The following is a 16620-nucleotide window of genomic DNA, read 5'->3' on the forward strand; positions in this document are numbered from 1 at the left end:
CCGGGCCCAGGCTAGGCCTCCCCCGGCGGAAGGCCACCGGCCGGGGGTGAGCCGTGGGATTCCGGGGACCAACCGGGTCCCCCCGGGACGCGGCGGCCTCCCTCCCGGTCCGGGGTCCCCTCCTCCAGGAGCCCCTGGCACCACCCGGGGCCGAGGCGGTCCAGGGTGAGGCGCAGCCACCGGTCACCGGGACCGGAAGGGTCCGGCAGGCGCAGGGTCGCCAGGGCGGACCCGGAGGCGCGGCAGCGGGCCAGGGCCTCGGCGACGGCGCCGGCCTGGGCCCCGAAAAGGGAGGCCGCCGGAACCCCCGGGAGGGCCTCCCGGCCCAGGAGGCGCCCCAGGCCTGGACCCGAGGCCTCCAGGCCCCCATCGGCCCCCACCAGGAGGAGATGGGCCCTCCCCTCCCGGGCGGCCCGGGGGGGCTCCTTCCACGCCGCCTCCAGCATCCGCTCCAGGAGGGCGTTCACGTCCCGCACCAGCTGGCCCAGTTCGTCCCGCGCGTGGCCCTGGGGGATGCCCAGCCGGCCCCCGGCCTGGAGGTCGCGGCTCAGGCCGGCGAGGGGGGCGGCGATCATCCGGTGCACCGTGAGGGCGAGGCCTCCGGCCAGGATGGCCAGGATCCCCAGGGACCACGCCCGGAAGAGCCCCTCGGCGCGGGCGCCCTGGCGGCGGGCTTCCCCGGGGTCCGGGACGAGGACCAGTTCGCCCAGAACGGAATCCGGGGCGAAGGGGCTCGGGAGGGGCCGGGAGACCGCGGGGGCCCCGGGACCCGGCGCCATGCGGCCCGCCTCGGCCAGCACCCGGCCCCCGGCCAGGATGCGGGCGCCCTGCACCGCCGGGGTGCCCAGGAGCCCCCGCACCACCTGGTCGGCCAGGACCCCGTCGTCGGCGAAGCACGCGGCGCTGGCCGAGGGCGCCACCACGTCCAGCAGGGTCCCCAGGAGCTCCCGCTGGCGGGCCCGCTCCCGGCGCCGGGCCAGGGCCCCCCCGCCGGAGCTGAGGGCGGCCAGGCCGAGCGCCAGCGCGATGCCCATCACCCGCAGGGTCGTCCTGGCGACGATGCCGTGCCGGAGGTTCACGGTTCGGCCCTTTCGGACAGAAGAAGCACGGTGCGCACGCGGCGGTCCACCCGGCTCCGCTCCACGAACCCGATGGCGCCGCGGTTCATGGCCACCACCTGCAGGGTCTCCTCGGCGCTCAGGGTCTGGCGCGGGGGCTGGGCCTGGCCGGAGAAGTAGAGGCGGGCCCAGAAGGCCCGCACCTGCGGCAGCGGCAGGTTGGCCAGGATCTCGTAGAACCTCGCCCGGGGCCCCTCGGGGTGGATCTGTTCCACCGGAAGGGCCACGAGGCCCGAGGGAAGGCGCCGGGTGCGGCCCATGAAGAGGTTCGTGGCCTCGGTGCGGGAAAGGCGGCTGACGCCGCTTTCGGGATTGACGATCACCGCCAGGGGCTCCTGCCCCCGCAGGGCGGCCCCCAGGGCGAGGGCGAGGAGGAGGCGCCTCATCGTCCACCACCCAGGGTGAAGTCCAGGGTGAGGGAGAGGACCGTCTCCCGGCCGTCCCAGGTGGCGGGCCCTCCCGGCCTGGGGTTGTAGAAGAGCCCCGTGGCGTCGTGGGAGCGGATGCGGTCCACCTGGACCTTCAGGTCGGCCGTGGGGGCGAAGTCCCACCGGAGGCCGGCCGACAGGGTGTGCTGGTCCACGCCCCGGCCCCGGGCGAGGGTCCTGAGGGCTTCGGCCAGCCCCCGGGCCGCGGGCGCCCCGGGGCCGGTCAAGGCAGGCAGGGCTCCCAGGTAGGGCAGCGGGGTCCGCCGGGTGACGTTCCGGGCGAACATCCCGAAGGGCACCACCGGGCCCACCCGGCAGCCCAGGGACGCGAACCCGCTCCAGGCGGGCTGGAACAGGATGCTGTCGGACGCGGCATGGCTGAGGGCGCCCTGCACCTGCCAGGGATCCCCATCCCAGGCCACGCTCCCGTTGGCCGAACGCAGGGTCCGCCCGCGGGTGTCGAAGGCGTCCGCGGACGCGGCGATCCCGGGATCCCCCAGGAGGCCCGCGAAGGTCCGCAGATAGCCCTGCAGGGCCGGCACGGGCTCCGGGAGATTGTTGGGGAACCGCAGGACGGTGCCGCCCAGGCGGGCCCTGAATCGCCCCGCCGTGAACTTCACCGCCCCCCCGAAGACCCTGCCGCCGCGCACGTCCCACTCGCCCAGGTGATCGGCGGGCACATGGTCCACCAGGGACCCGGCGAAGGCCTTCACCTGGAGCGCGCCGCCCCCGTCCAGGAGGAAGGTCCACTCGGCGTCCAGCCCGCGCATGCCCGTGAGGGGCACCGGGGCGAAAACCTCCACCGGCGGCCGCACCCAGAGGTAGGTGAAGCCCACGTTGGCCAGGTCCCCCAGGGGAAGGATATCGAAGCTCAGCAGCCCCGCCCGCACCAGGAGCCCCGGAGAAGCGCTCCAGGCCAGGGAGGCCCAGGTGGGCCTGGGACGGAAGGTGTTGTCGCTGCGAAGGCGGCTGACCACCTGGAAGGTGCCGAGGAGGTTCTCCCCGATCCTTCCGCTGGCCTGGACCCCGAAGCGGGTGTCCAGGTCCCAGGCGGTGCGGTCATAGATCCCCTTGGAACTGGAGGCATCCCGGCGGAACCCCACCTCCCGGGTATCGCCCCGGGCCGCCCCCAGGGTGCCGAAAGCACTGAACTGAAGATTTCGCCCAGGTTCCTGGGCCACAAGCGTGGCCGCCGCCCAGAAAGCCAGGGCCCCTGCACCCCACCAAAGCATGAATCTCCAATCAAATGAAGCTTGCCCCTTCAAGATATTGAGTCTTCATATCATTTTCAAACACGAATTTCCGTTTTCGCGCACAAGTGGGTAAGTTCTTGGATCGAGGTGCCCGCGCCCATGCTCCAGCCCACCGTTCGCTCCCCCTTCCCGCTCACCTGGGGCTTTTCCACCCGGCTGGATGATCCGTCCATCCTCCCCCGGGTGCGCCTCAAGCAGGTGCACGGGTGCGGGGTGGTGCCCGCCACCGGCGGAATCCAGGCCGCCGACGGCATCTGGACCCGGGAACCCGGATGCGCCGTGGGGGTGCGGGTGGCGGACTGCGTCCCCGTGCTCCTGGCCGGCCTCACCCCCCAGGGTCCCTGGGCCGCCGCCCTCCACGCCGGATGGCGGGGCGCCGTGGCCGGCATCCTCCGCCAGGGCGTCGCCGTCTTCCGGAGCCAGGGCGGGCGCCCCGGGGACCTGGTCTGGGCCCTGGGCCCGGCCATCCTGAAGTGCCACTTCGAGGTGGGTGGGGAGGTCCTGGACGCCGCGGCCCAGGACCCCGCCTGGAACGACGCCCTGGCCACGCCCGGCCCCCGGGGGAAGCCCCACCTGGACCTCCATGGGTTCCTGCGGGCCCAGGCGCTGGATCTCGGCATGGACCCCGGGAAGGACGGAACGGTGGCCCGGTGCACGTACTGCGAGCCCGAGCTGCTGTACTCCTACCGGCGGGGGGATGTGGAGGGGCGGCAGTGGGGCTGGGTGCGCATCGGGTGAGGCGCCGCCGGCGGCTCCCCGCGGGCATTCCAGACCCGGCCGGTATGCTATGATCGGCCGATGACGGAATCGGCACCCGTGCGCACACGGCTCCTGGACCCGCTGGCGTCCCGCATCTTCATGATGGTATGGATCGCCAACATGGCCTCCAACGTGGGCACGCAGATCCAGAGCGTGGGCGAGAAGTGGCAGATGGCCCACCTCACCTCCTCGCCCCTCTTGGTGGCGCTCATCGAGACGGGGACGACCCTTCCCGTGCTGCTGCTGGGGCTCTCGGCGGGGGCGCTGGCGGATATCGTGGACCGGCGCAGGCTGCTGCTGGGCACCCAGGTGTTCATGCTGGGGTGCGCGGGGCTCCTTTCGGGGCTCACGTTCCTGCACCAGATCACGCCCATGGTGCTGCTGGTCATGTCCTTCCTCATCGGCACGGGGTCGGCCCTGAGCATGCCGGCCTTCCAGGCCATCGTGCCCGAGCTCCTGGACCGGGAGCACCTGGCGGGGGGCGTGGCCCTCAACAGCGCCGGCTTCAACGTGAGCCGGGCCCTGGGCCCGGCCCTGGGCGGGCTCGTGGTGGGGCTCCTGGGCGCGGGCTGGGCCTTCGCGCTCAACGCGGTTTCCTTCCTGGCGGTGGTGGCGGTGCTGGCCTCCTGGGAGAGGCGGCCCTCCCGGTCCAGCCTCCCCGGGGAGCGCTTCCTGGGGGCCCTGAAGGTGGGCTACCGGTACGCGCGGCACAGCCGGCCCTTCCAGATCATCCTGCTGCGGGCCCTGGGCTACTCCTGGTTCGCGGGGGTCATCTTCTCCCTGCTGCCCTCCCTGGCCATCCTGAACCTGCACCTGGGCTCCGAGGCCTTCGGCGCCCTCATGGGGTGCGTGGGGGCCGGGGCGGTGGCCGGCGTGTTCTTCCTGGGGCCGCTGCGGGAGCGCTTCGGCACCAGCACGATCCTCGCCGGCTACTCCCTCCTGGCCGCCCTCTGCCAGGGCGTCATGGCCTACGTGCCCCACACCCCCACGGTGGCCCTGTGCCTGTTCTTCTCGGGGGTGAGCTGGCTGGGGATCCTCTCCACCATCAACACCGCCATCCAGCTTTCCGTGCCGCCCTGGGTGAAGGCCCGGGCCTTCGGCACCTACCATACGGTGTGGGGCGGCGCCATGGCCCTGGGCGCCGCCTTCTGGGGCGCCCTGGCCCAGCGGGCCGGGATCCGCGCCACCATGGGGCTCTCGGCCCTGGGCATGGTCCTGGCCCTGGCCGCCCTGCACCGCCTGCGCATCACCGCCTTCGACGAGGACCTGGACCTGGGCCCCCACCACGACGCCCCCCACGCCCCCACGGCCATCCCCCCCGAAGCCGGTCCCATCCTGGTGCAGATGGAGTACCGGGTGCTCCCGGAACGCCGGGAACGGTTCCTGGCCGCCATGGAGGAGGTGCGCCGCCTGCGCATGCGCGACGGCGCCATGCGCTGGGCCCTCTTCGAGGAGCCCGACCGCCCCGGCTCGCCCCGGTTCCTGGAAAGCTGGTTCAGCTCCACCATGGGCGAGCACCTCCGCCAGCACCACCGCGCCACCGCCCAGGACCGCGCCGTGCTGGCCGCCGCCTACGCCCAGGTGGAGGACGGCCTTCCCGAGACCCGGCACCTGGTGGTGGTGGAGGACCACGATTCGAGCCTCCTCCAGCGCATCTGGCAGGGCTGGACCGGGGAATGAACCAGCGCCTCCGCCATTTATCTACAGATCGCCCCTTCTTTATCCTGCCTTTTCCCGTAAATCCTATTCATCCCTGTTACGGCAGGGCCGGTGCCAGGATGGGTCGGCGTTGACGTCCCGTCTGTCTCGACCCATTCAATCGCTGGCCCTGCTGGAACGGGGATGAAGAGGATTTTGGGGAAAAAGCAGGATAAAAAAGGGGCAAGCCCCTACCGCTTCCTCGCCAGACTGAGCCCGTCGCCGATGGGCACCATGGACAGATCCACGCGCTCGTCCCCCAGGAGCCTGGCGTTGAGGCGCTGGATGGCGGCGGTGTCCGGGTCCGTGGCGGGATGGGCGACGCGGCCTCCCCACAGGACGTTGTCGATGGCGATAAGGCCGCCGGGGCGCAGCAGGGCGAGGCAGCGCTCATAGTAGGCCTCGTACGAGGTCTTGTCGGCGTCGATGAAGGCGAAATCAAAGGTTCCGCCCTGGCCCGCCGCCAGCCTCGCGTCCAGGGTTTCCAGGGCCGGGCCCAGGACCAGTTCGATGCGCTCGGCGACCCCGGCCCGCTGCCAGTGGGGGAGGCCCAGGGCGGTGTATTCCGCGCTGAGGTCGCAGGCCAGGAGGTGGCCATAGGGCGGGAGGGCCAGGGCCACGGACAGCGCGCTGTACCCGGTGTAGACGCCGATCTCCAGCGTCCGGCGGCCTCCCAGGAGCTTCACGAGCAGCTGCATGAACTGGGCCTGCTCGGGGGCGATCTGCATGTGGGCGCCGGGAAGCCCGGCGGTGGCCTTGCGCAGGGCGGCCTGCTCCGGGTGCTCCCTCAGGGTGGCCGCCTGCAGGTAGGCCCAGGTGGCGTCGTCGAGGGGGAGGGTGCGGTTGGTCATGGGGGCCTCGGAGGTGGGAGAGGATACCAACCCTCCCGCCCCTTTTGGTAGTCTGGGGGCATGGAACGAATCCTCGACCGCGTGCCGGAGCGGAGCAAAGGTCTGGCCTACCTGGTCGCGGCCTCCCTCCTGTGGAGCTCCAGCGGGATCTTCATCAAGGTCCTCACCCTCTCCGCCTTCCACATCGCGTGCTACCGCTCCCTGGTGTCGGCCCTGGCCATCGCCGCCATCCTGGCGCTGCGGGGGCGCCCGTGGACCCTGCCCCGGGACCCCCTTTCCGTGGCGGGATCCTGCATCTACGCCTTGGTGCTGGTGCTCTTCGTGGTGGCCACCAAGCTCACCACGGCGGCCAACGCCATCTTCCTGCAGTACGCCGCGCCCATCTACCTGCTCTTCCTGGAGCCCTGGATCTTCCGCAAGCCTTTCGCCCGCAGGGACTTCTGGGCCGTGGCGGCCTGCCTCGGGGGCATGGCGCTCTTTTTCGCCGGCCACCTGGAGAAGGGCGGCCTCGCCGGCAACGTGCTGGCCCTCGTCTCGGGCTTCCTCCTGGCCCTGTTCTCCCTGATCCTGAAGTGGAAGCGCGAGACCCGGCCCGGCCACGACCCCATCGGCATGGTGGTCCTGGGCAACCTGGTGGTGGCCCTGATCTGCCTGCCCAAGGTGCTCCCGTCCCCCCAGGTCACCCTGAACCAGGGCCTGATGCTTCTCTACCTGGGCATCTTCCAGCTGGGCATCGCGTACATGTTCTTCACCGCCGGCATGCGCTACCTGTCGGCCACCGCCGCCCTCATCACCTGCATGCTGGAGGCGGTCTTCAACCCGGTCTGGGTCTTCATCGGCGTGGGGGAGCGGCCCTCGCCCTTCGCGCTGGCGGGGGGGACCGTGATCCTCTCGGTGATCCTCTGGTACAACCTCCGCAAGGCGCCCGTGCCGGAGCCGGTGGACTGAGGACGGCCCACGCATGCCCTGCCGGGGGCTCCAGGGGCGTTCGGCGGGGCAGGCCTGGGCGGGCCGAAACGTACGGACCCGGACGGGGCCCGGAATCCCGGGCCCCGCCGATCCGAGGGTCAGGTCCGCTACTGCAGCAGCGCGAGGACCTGCTGGGCGTTCTGGTTGGACTTGCTCAGGGCGCTGGTCCCGGACTGCTGGAGGATCTGGAACTTGGTGAGGTTCACCACTTCGTCCGCGATGTTGGCGTCCTGGATCTGGCTCATGGCGGCGGTGAAGTTCTGCACCTGGATGCCCAGCACATCCGACGTGGCGTTCAGCTGCTGCTCCGAGGCGCCGATGGAGGCGCGCATGGTGCTCACGGAGGCCAGGGCGGTGGTGAGGAGCCCGGCCACGGTGCCGGCGCCGCCGATGGTGAGCAGGTTGTTGGAGGTGGTGATGCCCAGGGCCGTGACGGCGTCGGGCGAGAGCACCTGCATGTCCAGGTTGAGGATGCCGTAGTCGCCGGCGGCCACCGTGAGGGTCTGGGGCACGCTGGTGAAGATGGCCTGCCCGTTGAAGTTGGTGTTGTGGCCGATGTTGATCATCGTCTTGACGATGTTCTGGAATTCGGCGTCGAGGTTGGCGCGGTTGGAGTCGCTGATGGTGCCGGTCTGGGCCTGCTGGGCCAGCTGGGCCGCCCGGGTGAGCAGCTGCGTCACCGAATCCAGGGTGCCGTCGGCCACCTGCATGTAGGACACGCCGTCGTTGGTGTTGCGCTGGGCCTGCCCGGCGACCTTGATGTCGGCGCCCAGCTTGTTGGCGATGGCCAGGCCCGCGGCGTCGTCGGAGGCCTTGTTGATGCGCTTGCCGGTGGTGAGCCTCTCGATGACCTGTCCCAGCTGGTTGCCCGAAATGGACAACTGGCGGCTGGCACCGATGGCGGAGAGGTTGTTCAGGATTGAGCTCATGGGGTTCTCCGTGAGATCGGGTGGATGGGAGCGGGCGTACTAGGCGGTAGAGGGCCCCGGGGCGGCGACTCCTCGGGCGGCGGCCAAACGGGAGGCCTCGGACCCGCACGGGCATTCCTGGACAGCGGGGTGCCCGGATGTGCCTGGTCGAATGAATACATGGGTGCCTCCAATCCGCAGAGGGCAAAACCTGCTGGGTCGGAGGGAGGGAATCAAGAACGATGCCAGAGCGGAGGGCGGCCCCGGCTGGGGGGGGTCTCAGGGGGCGGCGGCCACCGCGGCCTGGCCCAGGGAAAGGGCGCCGTCATTGGGCGGGAAGGCCGCGGGGCTCAGGGGCCGGAATCCTTCCCGGGCCAGGGCCTCCCGCACGAGCCGGGTGAGGAGGGCGTTCTGGAAGCAGCCCCCGGTGAGGAGCACCTCCTCCTTCCCCGCCGCCCGGGCCATGGCCACGGCCAGGTCCGCCAGGGCCCGGTGGAACCGCAGGGCGCAGCACGCCGGGGCCACCCCCCGGGCCCGGTCCCGCAGGAGGGCCGCCACCAGGGGGGCCGGGTCGGCCACCAGGGCCGGGCCCTCCTGGAATTCCCAGGGATAGGCGCCCCCATCGCCCGAAGCCAGGGCCGCGTGCTCCAGGGCGGCCGCGGCCTGGCCCTCGAAGCCCGGGGCGGACCGCACGCCGGTGAGGGCCGCCACCGCGTCGAAGAGGCGCCCGACGCTGGAGGTGAGGGGGCAGTTCACCCCCCGCTCCAGCATGGACCGGATCCCCGCCGCGTCCCCCAGGGCCTCGCCCCCGGCCAGGGACCCCGTGGCCGCCCACAGGAGGCCCAGGGCGCTGCGGCCCGGGTCCCGCGCGGCCCGGTCCCCTCCGGGCAGGGGGAAGGGCTTGAGGTGGGCGGTGCGGGTGAAGGAGGCCCCCCCGGCCAGGAGGCCCTCTCCCCCCCAGAGGGTGCCGTCGGCTCCCAGGCCCGTGCCGTCCCAGGCCAGGCCCGAGACCGGGCCCCCCAGGCCGAGCTCCGCGGCCAGGGCCGCCACGTGGGCGTGGTGGTGCTGCACCCGCGCCAGGGGCAGGCCCCGGGCCCGGGCCAGGCGCTCCCCGAGCCGGGTGGAGGCGTAGTCCGGGTGGAGGTCGCAGGCCAGCACCGCCGGCTCCACGGCGAAAAAGCGCAGGAAGTCCTCCACGGTGCGCTCCAGGAGTTCGGCCCCGTCGGCGGTGTGGAGGTCGCCCAGGTGCTGGCTGACCACCGCCTGGCCCCGGTCCCAGAGACAGATGGTGCTCTTCTGGTGGGCCCCCAGGGCCAGGACGGGGGGGCCCCCCGGGGCCACGGGGTGGGCCAGGGGGGCGAAGCCCCGGGCCCGGCGCAGCAGGGTGGGCCCGTGGGCGTCCAGGCGCATCACCGAATCGTCCACGGGCCTGAGGATGGGGCGGTCGTGGTCCAGGAACACATCGGCGATGCCCCCCAGGCGTTCCCGGGCCTGGGCCCCCTCGTGGCACATGGGCTCGTCGGAGAGGTTGCCGCTGGTGCACACCACGGGCCGCCCCACCCGGGCCAGGAGGAGGCGGTGCAAGGGCGTGTAGGGAAGGAAGGCCCCCAGCCGGGGGTTGCCCGGGGCCACCCCGGGAACGATGGCCGAGGAGGGCCGGCGGGCCAGGAGGAGGATGGGGGCCTCCGGGGAGGCCAGGAGGGCACGCTCCGGGGCGGACACGCTGCAGGCCTCCTCCAGGGCCTTCCAGTGGGGGAACATCACCGCGAAGGGCTTCTCCTCCCGCCGCTTGCGCTCCCGGAGCCGGGCCACGGCCGCATCCGAGGTGGCGTCGGCCAGGAGCTGGTAGCCCCCCAGCCCCTTGAGGGCCAGGATCCGCCCCCGCAGGAGGGCCGAGGCGGCCCCCTCCAGGGGATCCCCGGCGCGGCCGGAGAACTCCAGGCGGGGCCCGCAGACGGGACAGGCCACGGGCTGGGCATGGAACCGGCGGTTCCCGGGGTCCCGGTACTCCGCCTCGCAGGCCGGGCACAGGGGGAAACCCTTCAGGGCGGTGCGGGGCCGGTCGTAGGGGAGGGCCTCGATGATGGTGAAGCGGGGGCCGCAGTACGTGCAGTTGGTGAAAGGGTACCCGTGGCGGCGGTCGGAAGGGTCCTCCAGCTCCCGGGCGCAGTCGGCGCACATGGCCAGGTCGGCGGGCACGGAGGGCCGGGTGTCGCCGCCCTCCCCGCTGGGGCGGATGGCGAAGGCCCCCTGCCCTTCGGGCGCGATCTCCTCCACGGTGACGCCGCGGATCCGCGCGGGGGCCGGGGCCTCCCTTTCCAGGGCCGCCAGGAAGCCCTCCAGGGCCTCGGGTGCGCCCTCGGCCTCCACCACCACGCCGTCGGGGCGGTTCAGCACCCAGCCGCCGAGGCCCCGGTCGCGGGCGATGCGATAGATGAAGGGCCGGAAACCCACCCCCTGCACCACCCCCTCCACCCGCACCCGGATCCGGGGCATCCCTCAGGCCCGGGCCGGAGCGAGGCTTTCCACGATCCAGCGGGTCCATTCCTCCAGGCCCTCCCCCGAGGTGGCGGATACCCGGATCACCTTGAGGGCGGGATTGACCTTCAGGGCGTTGGCCACGCACTGCTCGACGTCGAAGGCCAGGTAGGGCAGCAGATCGATCTTGTTGACCACCATGACGTCGGAGCGGATGAACATGTCGGGGTACTTGAAGGGCTTGTCCTCGCCTTCCGTGACCGAGAGGATCACCACCTTGTGGGCCTCCCCCAGGTCGAAGGCGGCGGGGCACACCAGGTTGCCCACGTTCTCCACCAGCAGGAGCGCCCCCTGGGGCGGGTCCAGTTCGGCCGCGGCGTGGCCCACCATGTGCGCGTCCAGGTGGCAGCCCTTGCCGGTGTTGATCTGGATGGCGGGGGCCCCCGCGGCCCGGATGCGGTCCGCGTCGTGACTGGTCTGCTGGTCCCCCTCGATGACGGCGATGGGCACGGTGCCGGCGAGGCGCCGGATGGTCTCCACCAGGAGGGTGGTCTTCCCCGAGCCCGGGCTGGACACCAGGTTCAGGGCGAGGATGCCCCGCTGGGCGAACCAGGCGCGGTTGTCGGCGGCCAGGAGGTTGTTCTTGGCCAGGAGGTCCCGCTCCAGCACCACCCGCCTGCGGGTGCCGGGGGCGGGATGGGGGTGGTCATGGGAGTGGGCCTTGCCCCCGATTGAGACCCCGTCTCCGCCGCAGCCGCAGGTGGTGCACATGGTCCCTCCCCTGTCCCTAGAGGGAAGCTACCGCACCCAGGCCCGGATGGGAAGCCTCCTTCCGCAGCGAAACCGTGAAGGTGCTCCCGCGGTCGGGCTCGCTCTGGACTTCCACCTTGCCGCCGTAGAGGCTGGCAAGGCGCTTCAGGATGCTGAGCCCCAGGCCCGAGCCCAGGATGTTGCGGGTCTTCTCGTTGCGGATGCGGCTGAATTCTCCGAAGAGCCTGGCCAGGTCCTCCCGGCCGATGCCGATGCCGGTGTCGTGCACCGCCACCCGCACCTCCTCGGGCCCGTCCTCGATCTCCACCGTGACCGATCCGCCCTCGTGGTTGTACTTGATGGCGTTGGAGATGAGGTTGTTGAACATCATCTCCAGCTCGCCAGGGTCGGCCTGCAGGAGCACCTTCCCGGGGGGGCAGAACAGGAGGTTCACGTGCCTTTCGGCGGCCAGCGCCTGGAAGGTCTCCAGGCTCTGGGTGGCGGCCGCGCACAGATCGGATTCCACGAGGGTCCGCAGCTTCTGGCCGGATTCGATGCGGGTGAGGTCCAGCAGATCCATGATGAGCTTGCGCATGCCGTCCAGCCTCAGGATGGACCGGTCCAGGAGGTGGTCGTAGCCGGCGATGGCGTCGCCCGCGGCGTGGTCCCGCAGGATCCGCAGGTTGCCCTCCACCGCGGCCAGGGGCGATTTCAGTTCGTGGGCCAGGACGGAGAGGAACTCGAACCGGATCTGCCGGCGCTCCCCGGCGAGCTTGCGGGCCTGGGCCTGGATCATGTAGTGCTTGGCGGTCTTGTGGACGGCGGCCTTCACCTCGATGGGGGTGAAGGGCTTGGCCAGGAAGTCGAAGGCGCCGATCTTGGTGGCCTGCACCGCGGTCTCGAGGCTGGCGTAGGCGGTGATCATCACGATCAGGGCCTCGGTCTTGGCCTCCATGAGGGCCTGGAGCACGTCCAGGCCGGACATGCCCGGAAGCTTGTAGTCCAGGAGGATGATCTGGGGCGGGTCGGCGGCGGCGGCCTCCAGGGCGGCCTCGCCGGAATCGGCGGTGGAGATGCGGAAATCCACGTCCACCTCGATGTCCTCGAAGCTCGTCGTGTAGGCCTTCAGGGCGCGCTCGATGGAGAGGCGCATGCCCAGTTCGTCGTCCACCACAAGGAGGTGCAGGGTCTGGTGCATGGTTTCCTCAGTGCCCTTGACGGGCGGCGCGGGGCAGCTTGACGCGGAAGGTGGTGCCCCGGGGCCCCGCCTCCGGATCGGGATTGGATTCCACCGAGATGTCGCCCCGGTGGAGCTTGACGATGCCGTACACCACCGGAAGCCCCAGGCCGGTGCCCTTGCCCATGAGCTTGGTGGTGAAGAACGGCTCGAACATCCTGTTCAGGTTCTCCTTGGGGATGCCGATGCCGGTGTCCTTGACCTCGATGATCAGCCACTGGTCGTCGGCGCGGGTCGCCACCTGGAGCCGGCCTCCGTCGGGCATGGCGTCGAAGGCGTTGCCCACCAGGTTCACGAACACCTGGATCATCTGGTCCCGGTCCAGCTCGACCATGGGGCTGCCGTCCGTGTGCACCGCCTCCACCGTCACCCCCGGGGGCACCGGCAGGTTGGCCAGGGAGGTCTGGATCACCTCCCGGATATCGTTGAGGTTGTGGGCCACCTTGTTCTGGCGGGCGAAGTCCAGGAGGCCGGCCACGATGCGCTTGCAGCGGTTGGCCTGCTCCGCGATCATCTGCAGGTCCTCCCGCAGGGGGCTGTTCTTCTCGCACTCGTCCAGCAGGAGGTGGGTGTACATGAGCACCACCCCCAGCGGGTTGTTGATCTCGTGGGCCACGCCCGCGGCCAGCTGGCCCATGCTTGCCAGGCGCTCCGAGTGCATCAGGGTCTCCTGGGTGGAGGCCAGCTTCTCGTTGGCGTGGCTCAGCTTGCGGATGGTGTTGAGGTTGTCGTCGATGACGAAGGGCAGGCACATCTCGCTTTCGGCGAAGCCCCTGCCGATGGCCAGGGCGTGCTCGCGGCAGGTGTGGTAGCCGCAGGCCCCGCAATTGAGCTCATGGGCCTCCGAGTACTTGCCCATGCGCTGCATGATGGCGTGGAGCTCCGTGGGGCTCATGGGCTCCAGGCGCTGGTCGTTGGCGGTGAAGGTGCGGGTCAGGTCCAGGCTCTGGAAGCGGTCCACGTTGCGCTGCCACAGTTCCGTGTCCAGCTGGGTGGCCCGGAAGCGGTTGTAGTGGCTGACCCGGGCCCGGCGCTTGAAGAGGGTCTCCTGGGTGCTCAGGCCGGGGCCCGCGATGCACCCGTTGCAGCTCAGCAGCTCCACGAGCCGGGCGTCCATGGTGCCGGTGGCGAACTCCTCCAGCACCGAGGTGAAGCCCTCGATGCCGTCGGTGGCCACCACCTCGTTGGCCACCAGGTCCTCGGGGATGGATGCCGCCTGCAGGAAGCCCCGGGTGAGGGGAAAGAGGCTGCCCAGGTTGGGGTGGGGCGGATCGAAATCCTGGGGCTCGCAGTCCTCGATGCGCAGGTCGTTGCGCTGGGCGAGCTTGCGCAGCTCCCGGAAGGTGATGGCCACGTCGGGGGCCCCTTCGATGTCCGGATCCCAGGCCTCGGCCTTCTTGGCCACGCAGGGCCCCACGAACACCACCTTGATGCCGGGGTGCAGGATCCGCAGGACGCGGGACATGGCCACCATGGGGCTGACGATGGGGGAGAGGTTGGGGATGAGCTCGGGGTGGTAGCGCTCCACGAACCCCACCACCGCCGGGCAGGTGGTGGCGATGTACTGGGCCCGGGGATTGAGGATCATCAACTGGCGGTACTGTTCGGCCACCAGGTCCGCCCCGAAGGCCACCTCGGCCACCAGGGAGAAGCCCAGCTTGCGAACCATTCCCACGAGAACGCGGAAGTCCATTTCCTGCTGGAATTCCACCGGGAACGAGGGGGCCAGGATGGCCGCCACGGGCTGGCCGGAGCCCAGCAGCTCCTCCACCTCCTTCACGGTGGAGACGATGCGCTTGGCCTTCTGGGTGCAGACCCGGATGCAGTTGCCGCACCCGATGCAGCGCTCGGCCACCACTTCGGCCTGGCTCTTGGTGATGCGGATGGCCTTGGCGGGGCAGGTGCGCACGCAGGTGTAGCAGATGCGGCAGCGGTTCTTGAGGGTGCGCACGAAGCCGCGCACGGCGGGACCCTCGAACGGCTCTCCATTGCTGGATGGGTCGCGCAGGGGTTCCGCCATGGCTTGGACCTCCCGTCAGAGTTTCATCAGTCTCCGGGCCTCGGCCCTGAGCTGCTCGGGTCGCACCGGCTTGTCCAGCACCAGGTCCGCCTTGACCCAGGAGGCGGCTTCGTCGGACTGGGGGTGGAAGTCGAGGCCGGTGGCGGCCTTGACGGCGGTGAGCAGGATCACGGGGGTCTCGGGGTAAAGGCGTTTCACATGGTGGCACAGCACGAATCCCGAATCCATGTTCTCCATCATCAGGTCCAGCACCGCCAGGTCGGGGATGGTGGTGAGCAGGGCCTCCTCCCCCTCCTTCTGGCCCTGGGCCCGGATGACGTGGTACCCCTCCGAGGCGAGCACGAAGGACACCTGCTCCAGCAGGTCGATGTCGTCGTCGACTACAAGGACGTTCTTCTTATCGGTCATGGGCCTCGTCTCCCTATTGCAGGACTTCGCGTTTCTGGTACGTGGTGTGGAGCAGCTCGTGGCTCAGGTGGCCCAGGGGCTTGCCCAGGAACTCGGTGTAGAGCCGCTGCACCTGGCTGTTGCGGTGGCTGACCCGCAGGGTGTCGTTGCGGTCGATGGTGTAGAGCGCGGCCATGCGGGCCTTCACCGATTCCGGGTCGGCCTTGAGGGGCTGGCCCCCGCCGTTGATGCACCCGCCCGGGCAGGTCATGACCTCCACGAAGTGCAGGTCGCTCCGGCCGGCCTTGATCTCGTCCATGAGCTTGCGGGCCTCGCCCAGGCTGGAGACCACCGCGGCCCCCACCTCCAGGTCGCCCACCTTCACCCGCAGCTCCTTGCTGCCCTTCATGCCGCGGAGGTCCTGGATGCGATACTCCTTCATCTCCTCGCCCGTGAGGAGGAAGTACGCGCTGCGCACCGCCGCCTCCATGACGCCCCCCGAAGCCCCGAAGAGCTTGCCGGCGCTGGACCGCTCCCCGAAGGGGGTGTCGGCGCCCTCGGGCGTCAGGGTTCCGGGGTCGATGCCCTTGAGGCGGAAGAGCTCGGCCAGCTCCCGGGTGGTGAGCACGTAGTCCACGTCCGGCACGTAGTCCCGGCCCATCTCGGGCCGGCTGCACTCGAACTTCTTGGCGGTGCACGGCATGATCGAGACACTGACGATGTCCTTGGGATCGAGGTTCTCGCGTTTGGCGAAGAAGCTCTTGATCACCGCGCCCATCATCTGCTGCGGGCTCTTGCAGGTGGAGACGTGGGGCAGCAGCTCGGGGTAGAACTGCTCCACGAACTTGATCCAGCCCGGGGAGCAGCTGGTGAACATGGGCAGCGGGCCGCCTTGGGTGATGCGCTGGATGAGCTCGCTGCCCTCCTCCATGATCGTGAGGTCGGCGGTGAAGGAGGTGTCGAAGACCCGGTGGAAGCCCACCCGGCGCAGGGCGGCCACCATCTGGCCGTCGATGTCGGTGCCGGGCTTGAACCCGAACTCCTCGGCGATGGACACGGAGACGGCCGGGGCGTGCTGCACCACCACCGTCTTGCCCGGGTCGGCCAGCACCCGCATGACCTCGTCCACGTAGCTGCGCTCGGTGAGCGCGGCCGTGGGGCACACCAGGATGCACTGCCCGCAGTTGATGCAGCAGCTGACGTTGAGCCCCTCGTCGAAGGCGGTACCCACGAAGGCCTTGGACCCGCGGTTGATGAAATCGATGGCCGATACGCCCTGCACCTCCTCGCACACCCGCACGCACTTGCCGCAGAGGATGCACTTCTCCGGGTCCCTCACGATGGAGGGGCTGGAGATGTCCTTCTCCTTGCGCTTGCGCAGGCCCCGGAACACCCGGTTGCGGATGCCATGCTCCCGGGCCAGGTCGGACAGGTCGCACTTGCCGTTCCGGGCGCAGTAGAGGCAGTCGTCGGGGTGGTTGGAGAGAAGGAGCTCCACGATGGCCTTGCGGGTCTTCAGCACCGTGGGGGTGCTGGTGCGGATCCGCATGCCGTCGGCCGCGGGGAAGGAGCACGCCGGCACGAGGCCCGGGGTGCCCTCCACCTCGACCACGCACATGCGGCAGGTGCCCGAGGGCAGGAGACCCTCCATGTGGCAGAGGGTGGGGACGTGGATCCCGCCGCGTTTGAGCGCCTGCAGGATGGTGTCTCCCTTCTTGGCTTCCAGGTTCTGTCCGTTCGCAACAATCGCCAGCATCGGGGACT

General features: G+C 70.7%; 14 protein-coding genes. 3 read left to right on the forward strand and 11 right to left on the reverse strand.

Annotation, left to right across the window (positions count from 1 at the left end):
- Window positions 1–11: 11 nt before the first annotated feature.
- From R2J76_RS12125 to R2J76_RS12135, 3 genes are read right to left on the reverse strand one after another with little or no spacing between them, the layout of a single operon-like run.
- Window positions 12–1079, reverse strand: a complete 1068-nt coding sequence (locus R2J76_RS12125; RefSeq protein WP_316411857.1) for a hypothetical protein — start codon at window positions 1077–1079, stop codon at window positions 12–14.
- Window positions 1076–1504 carry a hypothetical protein gene (locus R2J76_RS12130; RefSeq protein ID WP_316411858.1) on the reverse strand — a complete coding sequence of 143 codons (429 nt, stop codon included), beginning with the start codon at window positions 1502–1504 and terminating at the stop codon, window positions 1076–1078. Before R2J76_RS12130 ends, R2J76_RS12125 begins: the two co-directional genes overlap by 4 nt.
- Window positions 1501–2778, reverse strand: a complete 1278-nt coding sequence (locus R2J76_RS12135) for a hypothetical protein (RefSeq protein ID WP_316411859.1) — start codon at window positions 2776–2778, stop codon at window positions 1501–1503. Before R2J76_RS12135 ends, R2J76_RS12130 begins: the two co-directional genes overlap by 4 nt.
- A 120-nt stretch (window positions 2779–2898) precedes the next feature.
- Here R2J76_RS12135 and R2J76_RS12140 point away from each other — a divergent pair, with 120 nt between their 5' ends.
- Together R2J76_RS12140 and R2J76_RS12145 are read left to right on the forward strand one after the other, a co-directional pair.
- Window positions 2899–3537: a polyphenol oxidase family protein gene (locus R2J76_RS12140; RefSeq protein WP_316411860.1), complete on the forward strand. Its 639-nt coding sequence runs from the start codon at window positions 2899–2901 to the stop codon at window positions 3535–3537.
- A gap of 60 nt (window positions 3538–3597) precedes the next feature.
- The gene (locus tag R2J76_RS12145; RefSeq protein WP_316411861.1) at window positions 3598–5238 is read left to right on the forward strand and encodes an MFS transporter; all 1641 of its coding nucleotides are present in this window, start codon (window positions 3598–3600) and stop codon (window positions 5236–5238) included.
- Between the two features lie 209 nt (window positions 5239–5447).
- On the opposite strand, the gene R2J76_RS12150 is transcribed toward R2J76_RS12145, so the two are convergent.
- Complete coding sequence (locus R2J76_RS12150; RefSeq protein WP_316411862.1) at window positions 5448–6107, reverse strand: class I SAM-dependent methyltransferase; 660 nt, start codon at window positions 6105–6107, stop codon at window positions 5448–5450.
- Window positions 6108–6167: 60 nt separating this feature from the next.
- Here R2J76_RS12150 and R2J76_RS12155 point away from each other — a divergent pair, with 60 nt between their 5' ends.
- Window positions 6168–7055 (forward strand): DMT family transporter, encoded by an 888-nt coding sequence (locus R2J76_RS12155; RefSeq protein ID WP_316411863.1) that lies wholly within the window; start codon window positions 6168–6170, stop codon window positions 7053–7055.
- Window positions 7056–7183: 128 nt separating this feature from the next.
- On the opposite strand, the gene R2J76_RS12160 is transcribed toward R2J76_RS12155, so the two are convergent.
- The 7 genes from R2J76_RS12160 to R2J76_RS12190 all read right to left on the reverse strand — a co-directional run bounded on the left by R2J76_RS12160 (window position 7184) and on the right by R2J76_RS12190 (window position 16612).
- Window positions 7184–8005, reverse strand: a complete 822-nt coding sequence (locus tag R2J76_RS12160; protein ID WP_316411864.1) for a flagellin — start codon at window positions 8003–8005, stop codon at window positions 7184–7186.
- Between the two features lie 258 nt (window positions 8006–8263).
- Window positions 8264–10480: a carbamoyltransferase HypF gene (gene hypF, locus R2J76_RS12165; RefSeq protein ID WP_316411865.1), complete on the reverse strand. Its 2217-nt coding sequence runs from the start codon at window positions 10478–10480 to the stop codon at window positions 8264–8266.
- A gap of 3 nt (window positions 10481–10483) precedes the next feature.
- The gene (gene hypB / locus R2J76_RS12170) at window positions 10484–11233 is read right to left on the reverse strand and encodes a hydrogenase nickel incorporation protein HypB (protein ID WP_316411866.1); all 750 of its coding nucleotides are present in this window, start codon (window positions 11231–11233) and stop codon (window positions 10484–10486) included.
- A 16-nt stretch (window positions 11234–11249) separates the two neighbouring features.
- Complete coding sequence (locus R2J76_RS12175; protein ID WP_316411868.1) at window positions 11250–12410, reverse strand: sensor histidine kinase; 1161 nt, start codon at window positions 12408–12410, stop codon at window positions 11250–11252.
- Window positions 12411–12417: 7 nt separating this feature from the next.
- Entirely contained in the window at window positions 12418–14469 is a 2052-nt protein-coding gene (locus tag R2J76_RS12180; RefSeq protein WP_316411869.1) for a [Fe-Fe] hydrogenase large subunit C-terminal domain-containing protein, read from the reverse strand.
- Between the two features lie 15 nt (window positions 14470–14484).
- The gene (locus R2J76_RS12185) at window positions 14485–14877 is read right to left on the reverse strand and encodes a response regulator (protein WP_316411870.1); all 393 of its coding nucleotides are present in this window, start codon (window positions 14875–14877) and stop codon (window positions 14485–14487) included.
- A 13-nt stretch (window positions 14878–14890) separates the two neighbouring features.
- Window positions 14891–16612 (reverse strand): NADH-dependent [FeFe] hydrogenase, group A6, encoded by a 1722-nt coding sequence (locus R2J76_RS12190; protein ID WP_316411871.1) that lies wholly within the window; start codon window positions 16610–16612, stop codon window positions 14891–14893.
- Window positions 16613–16620 lie beyond the last annotated feature (8 nt).

Source organism: Mesoterricola silvestris (assembly GCF_030295405.1).
Taxonomy (GTDB): Bacteria; Acidobacteriota; Holophagae; order Holophagales; family Holophagaceae; genus Mesoterricola; species Mesoterricola silvestris.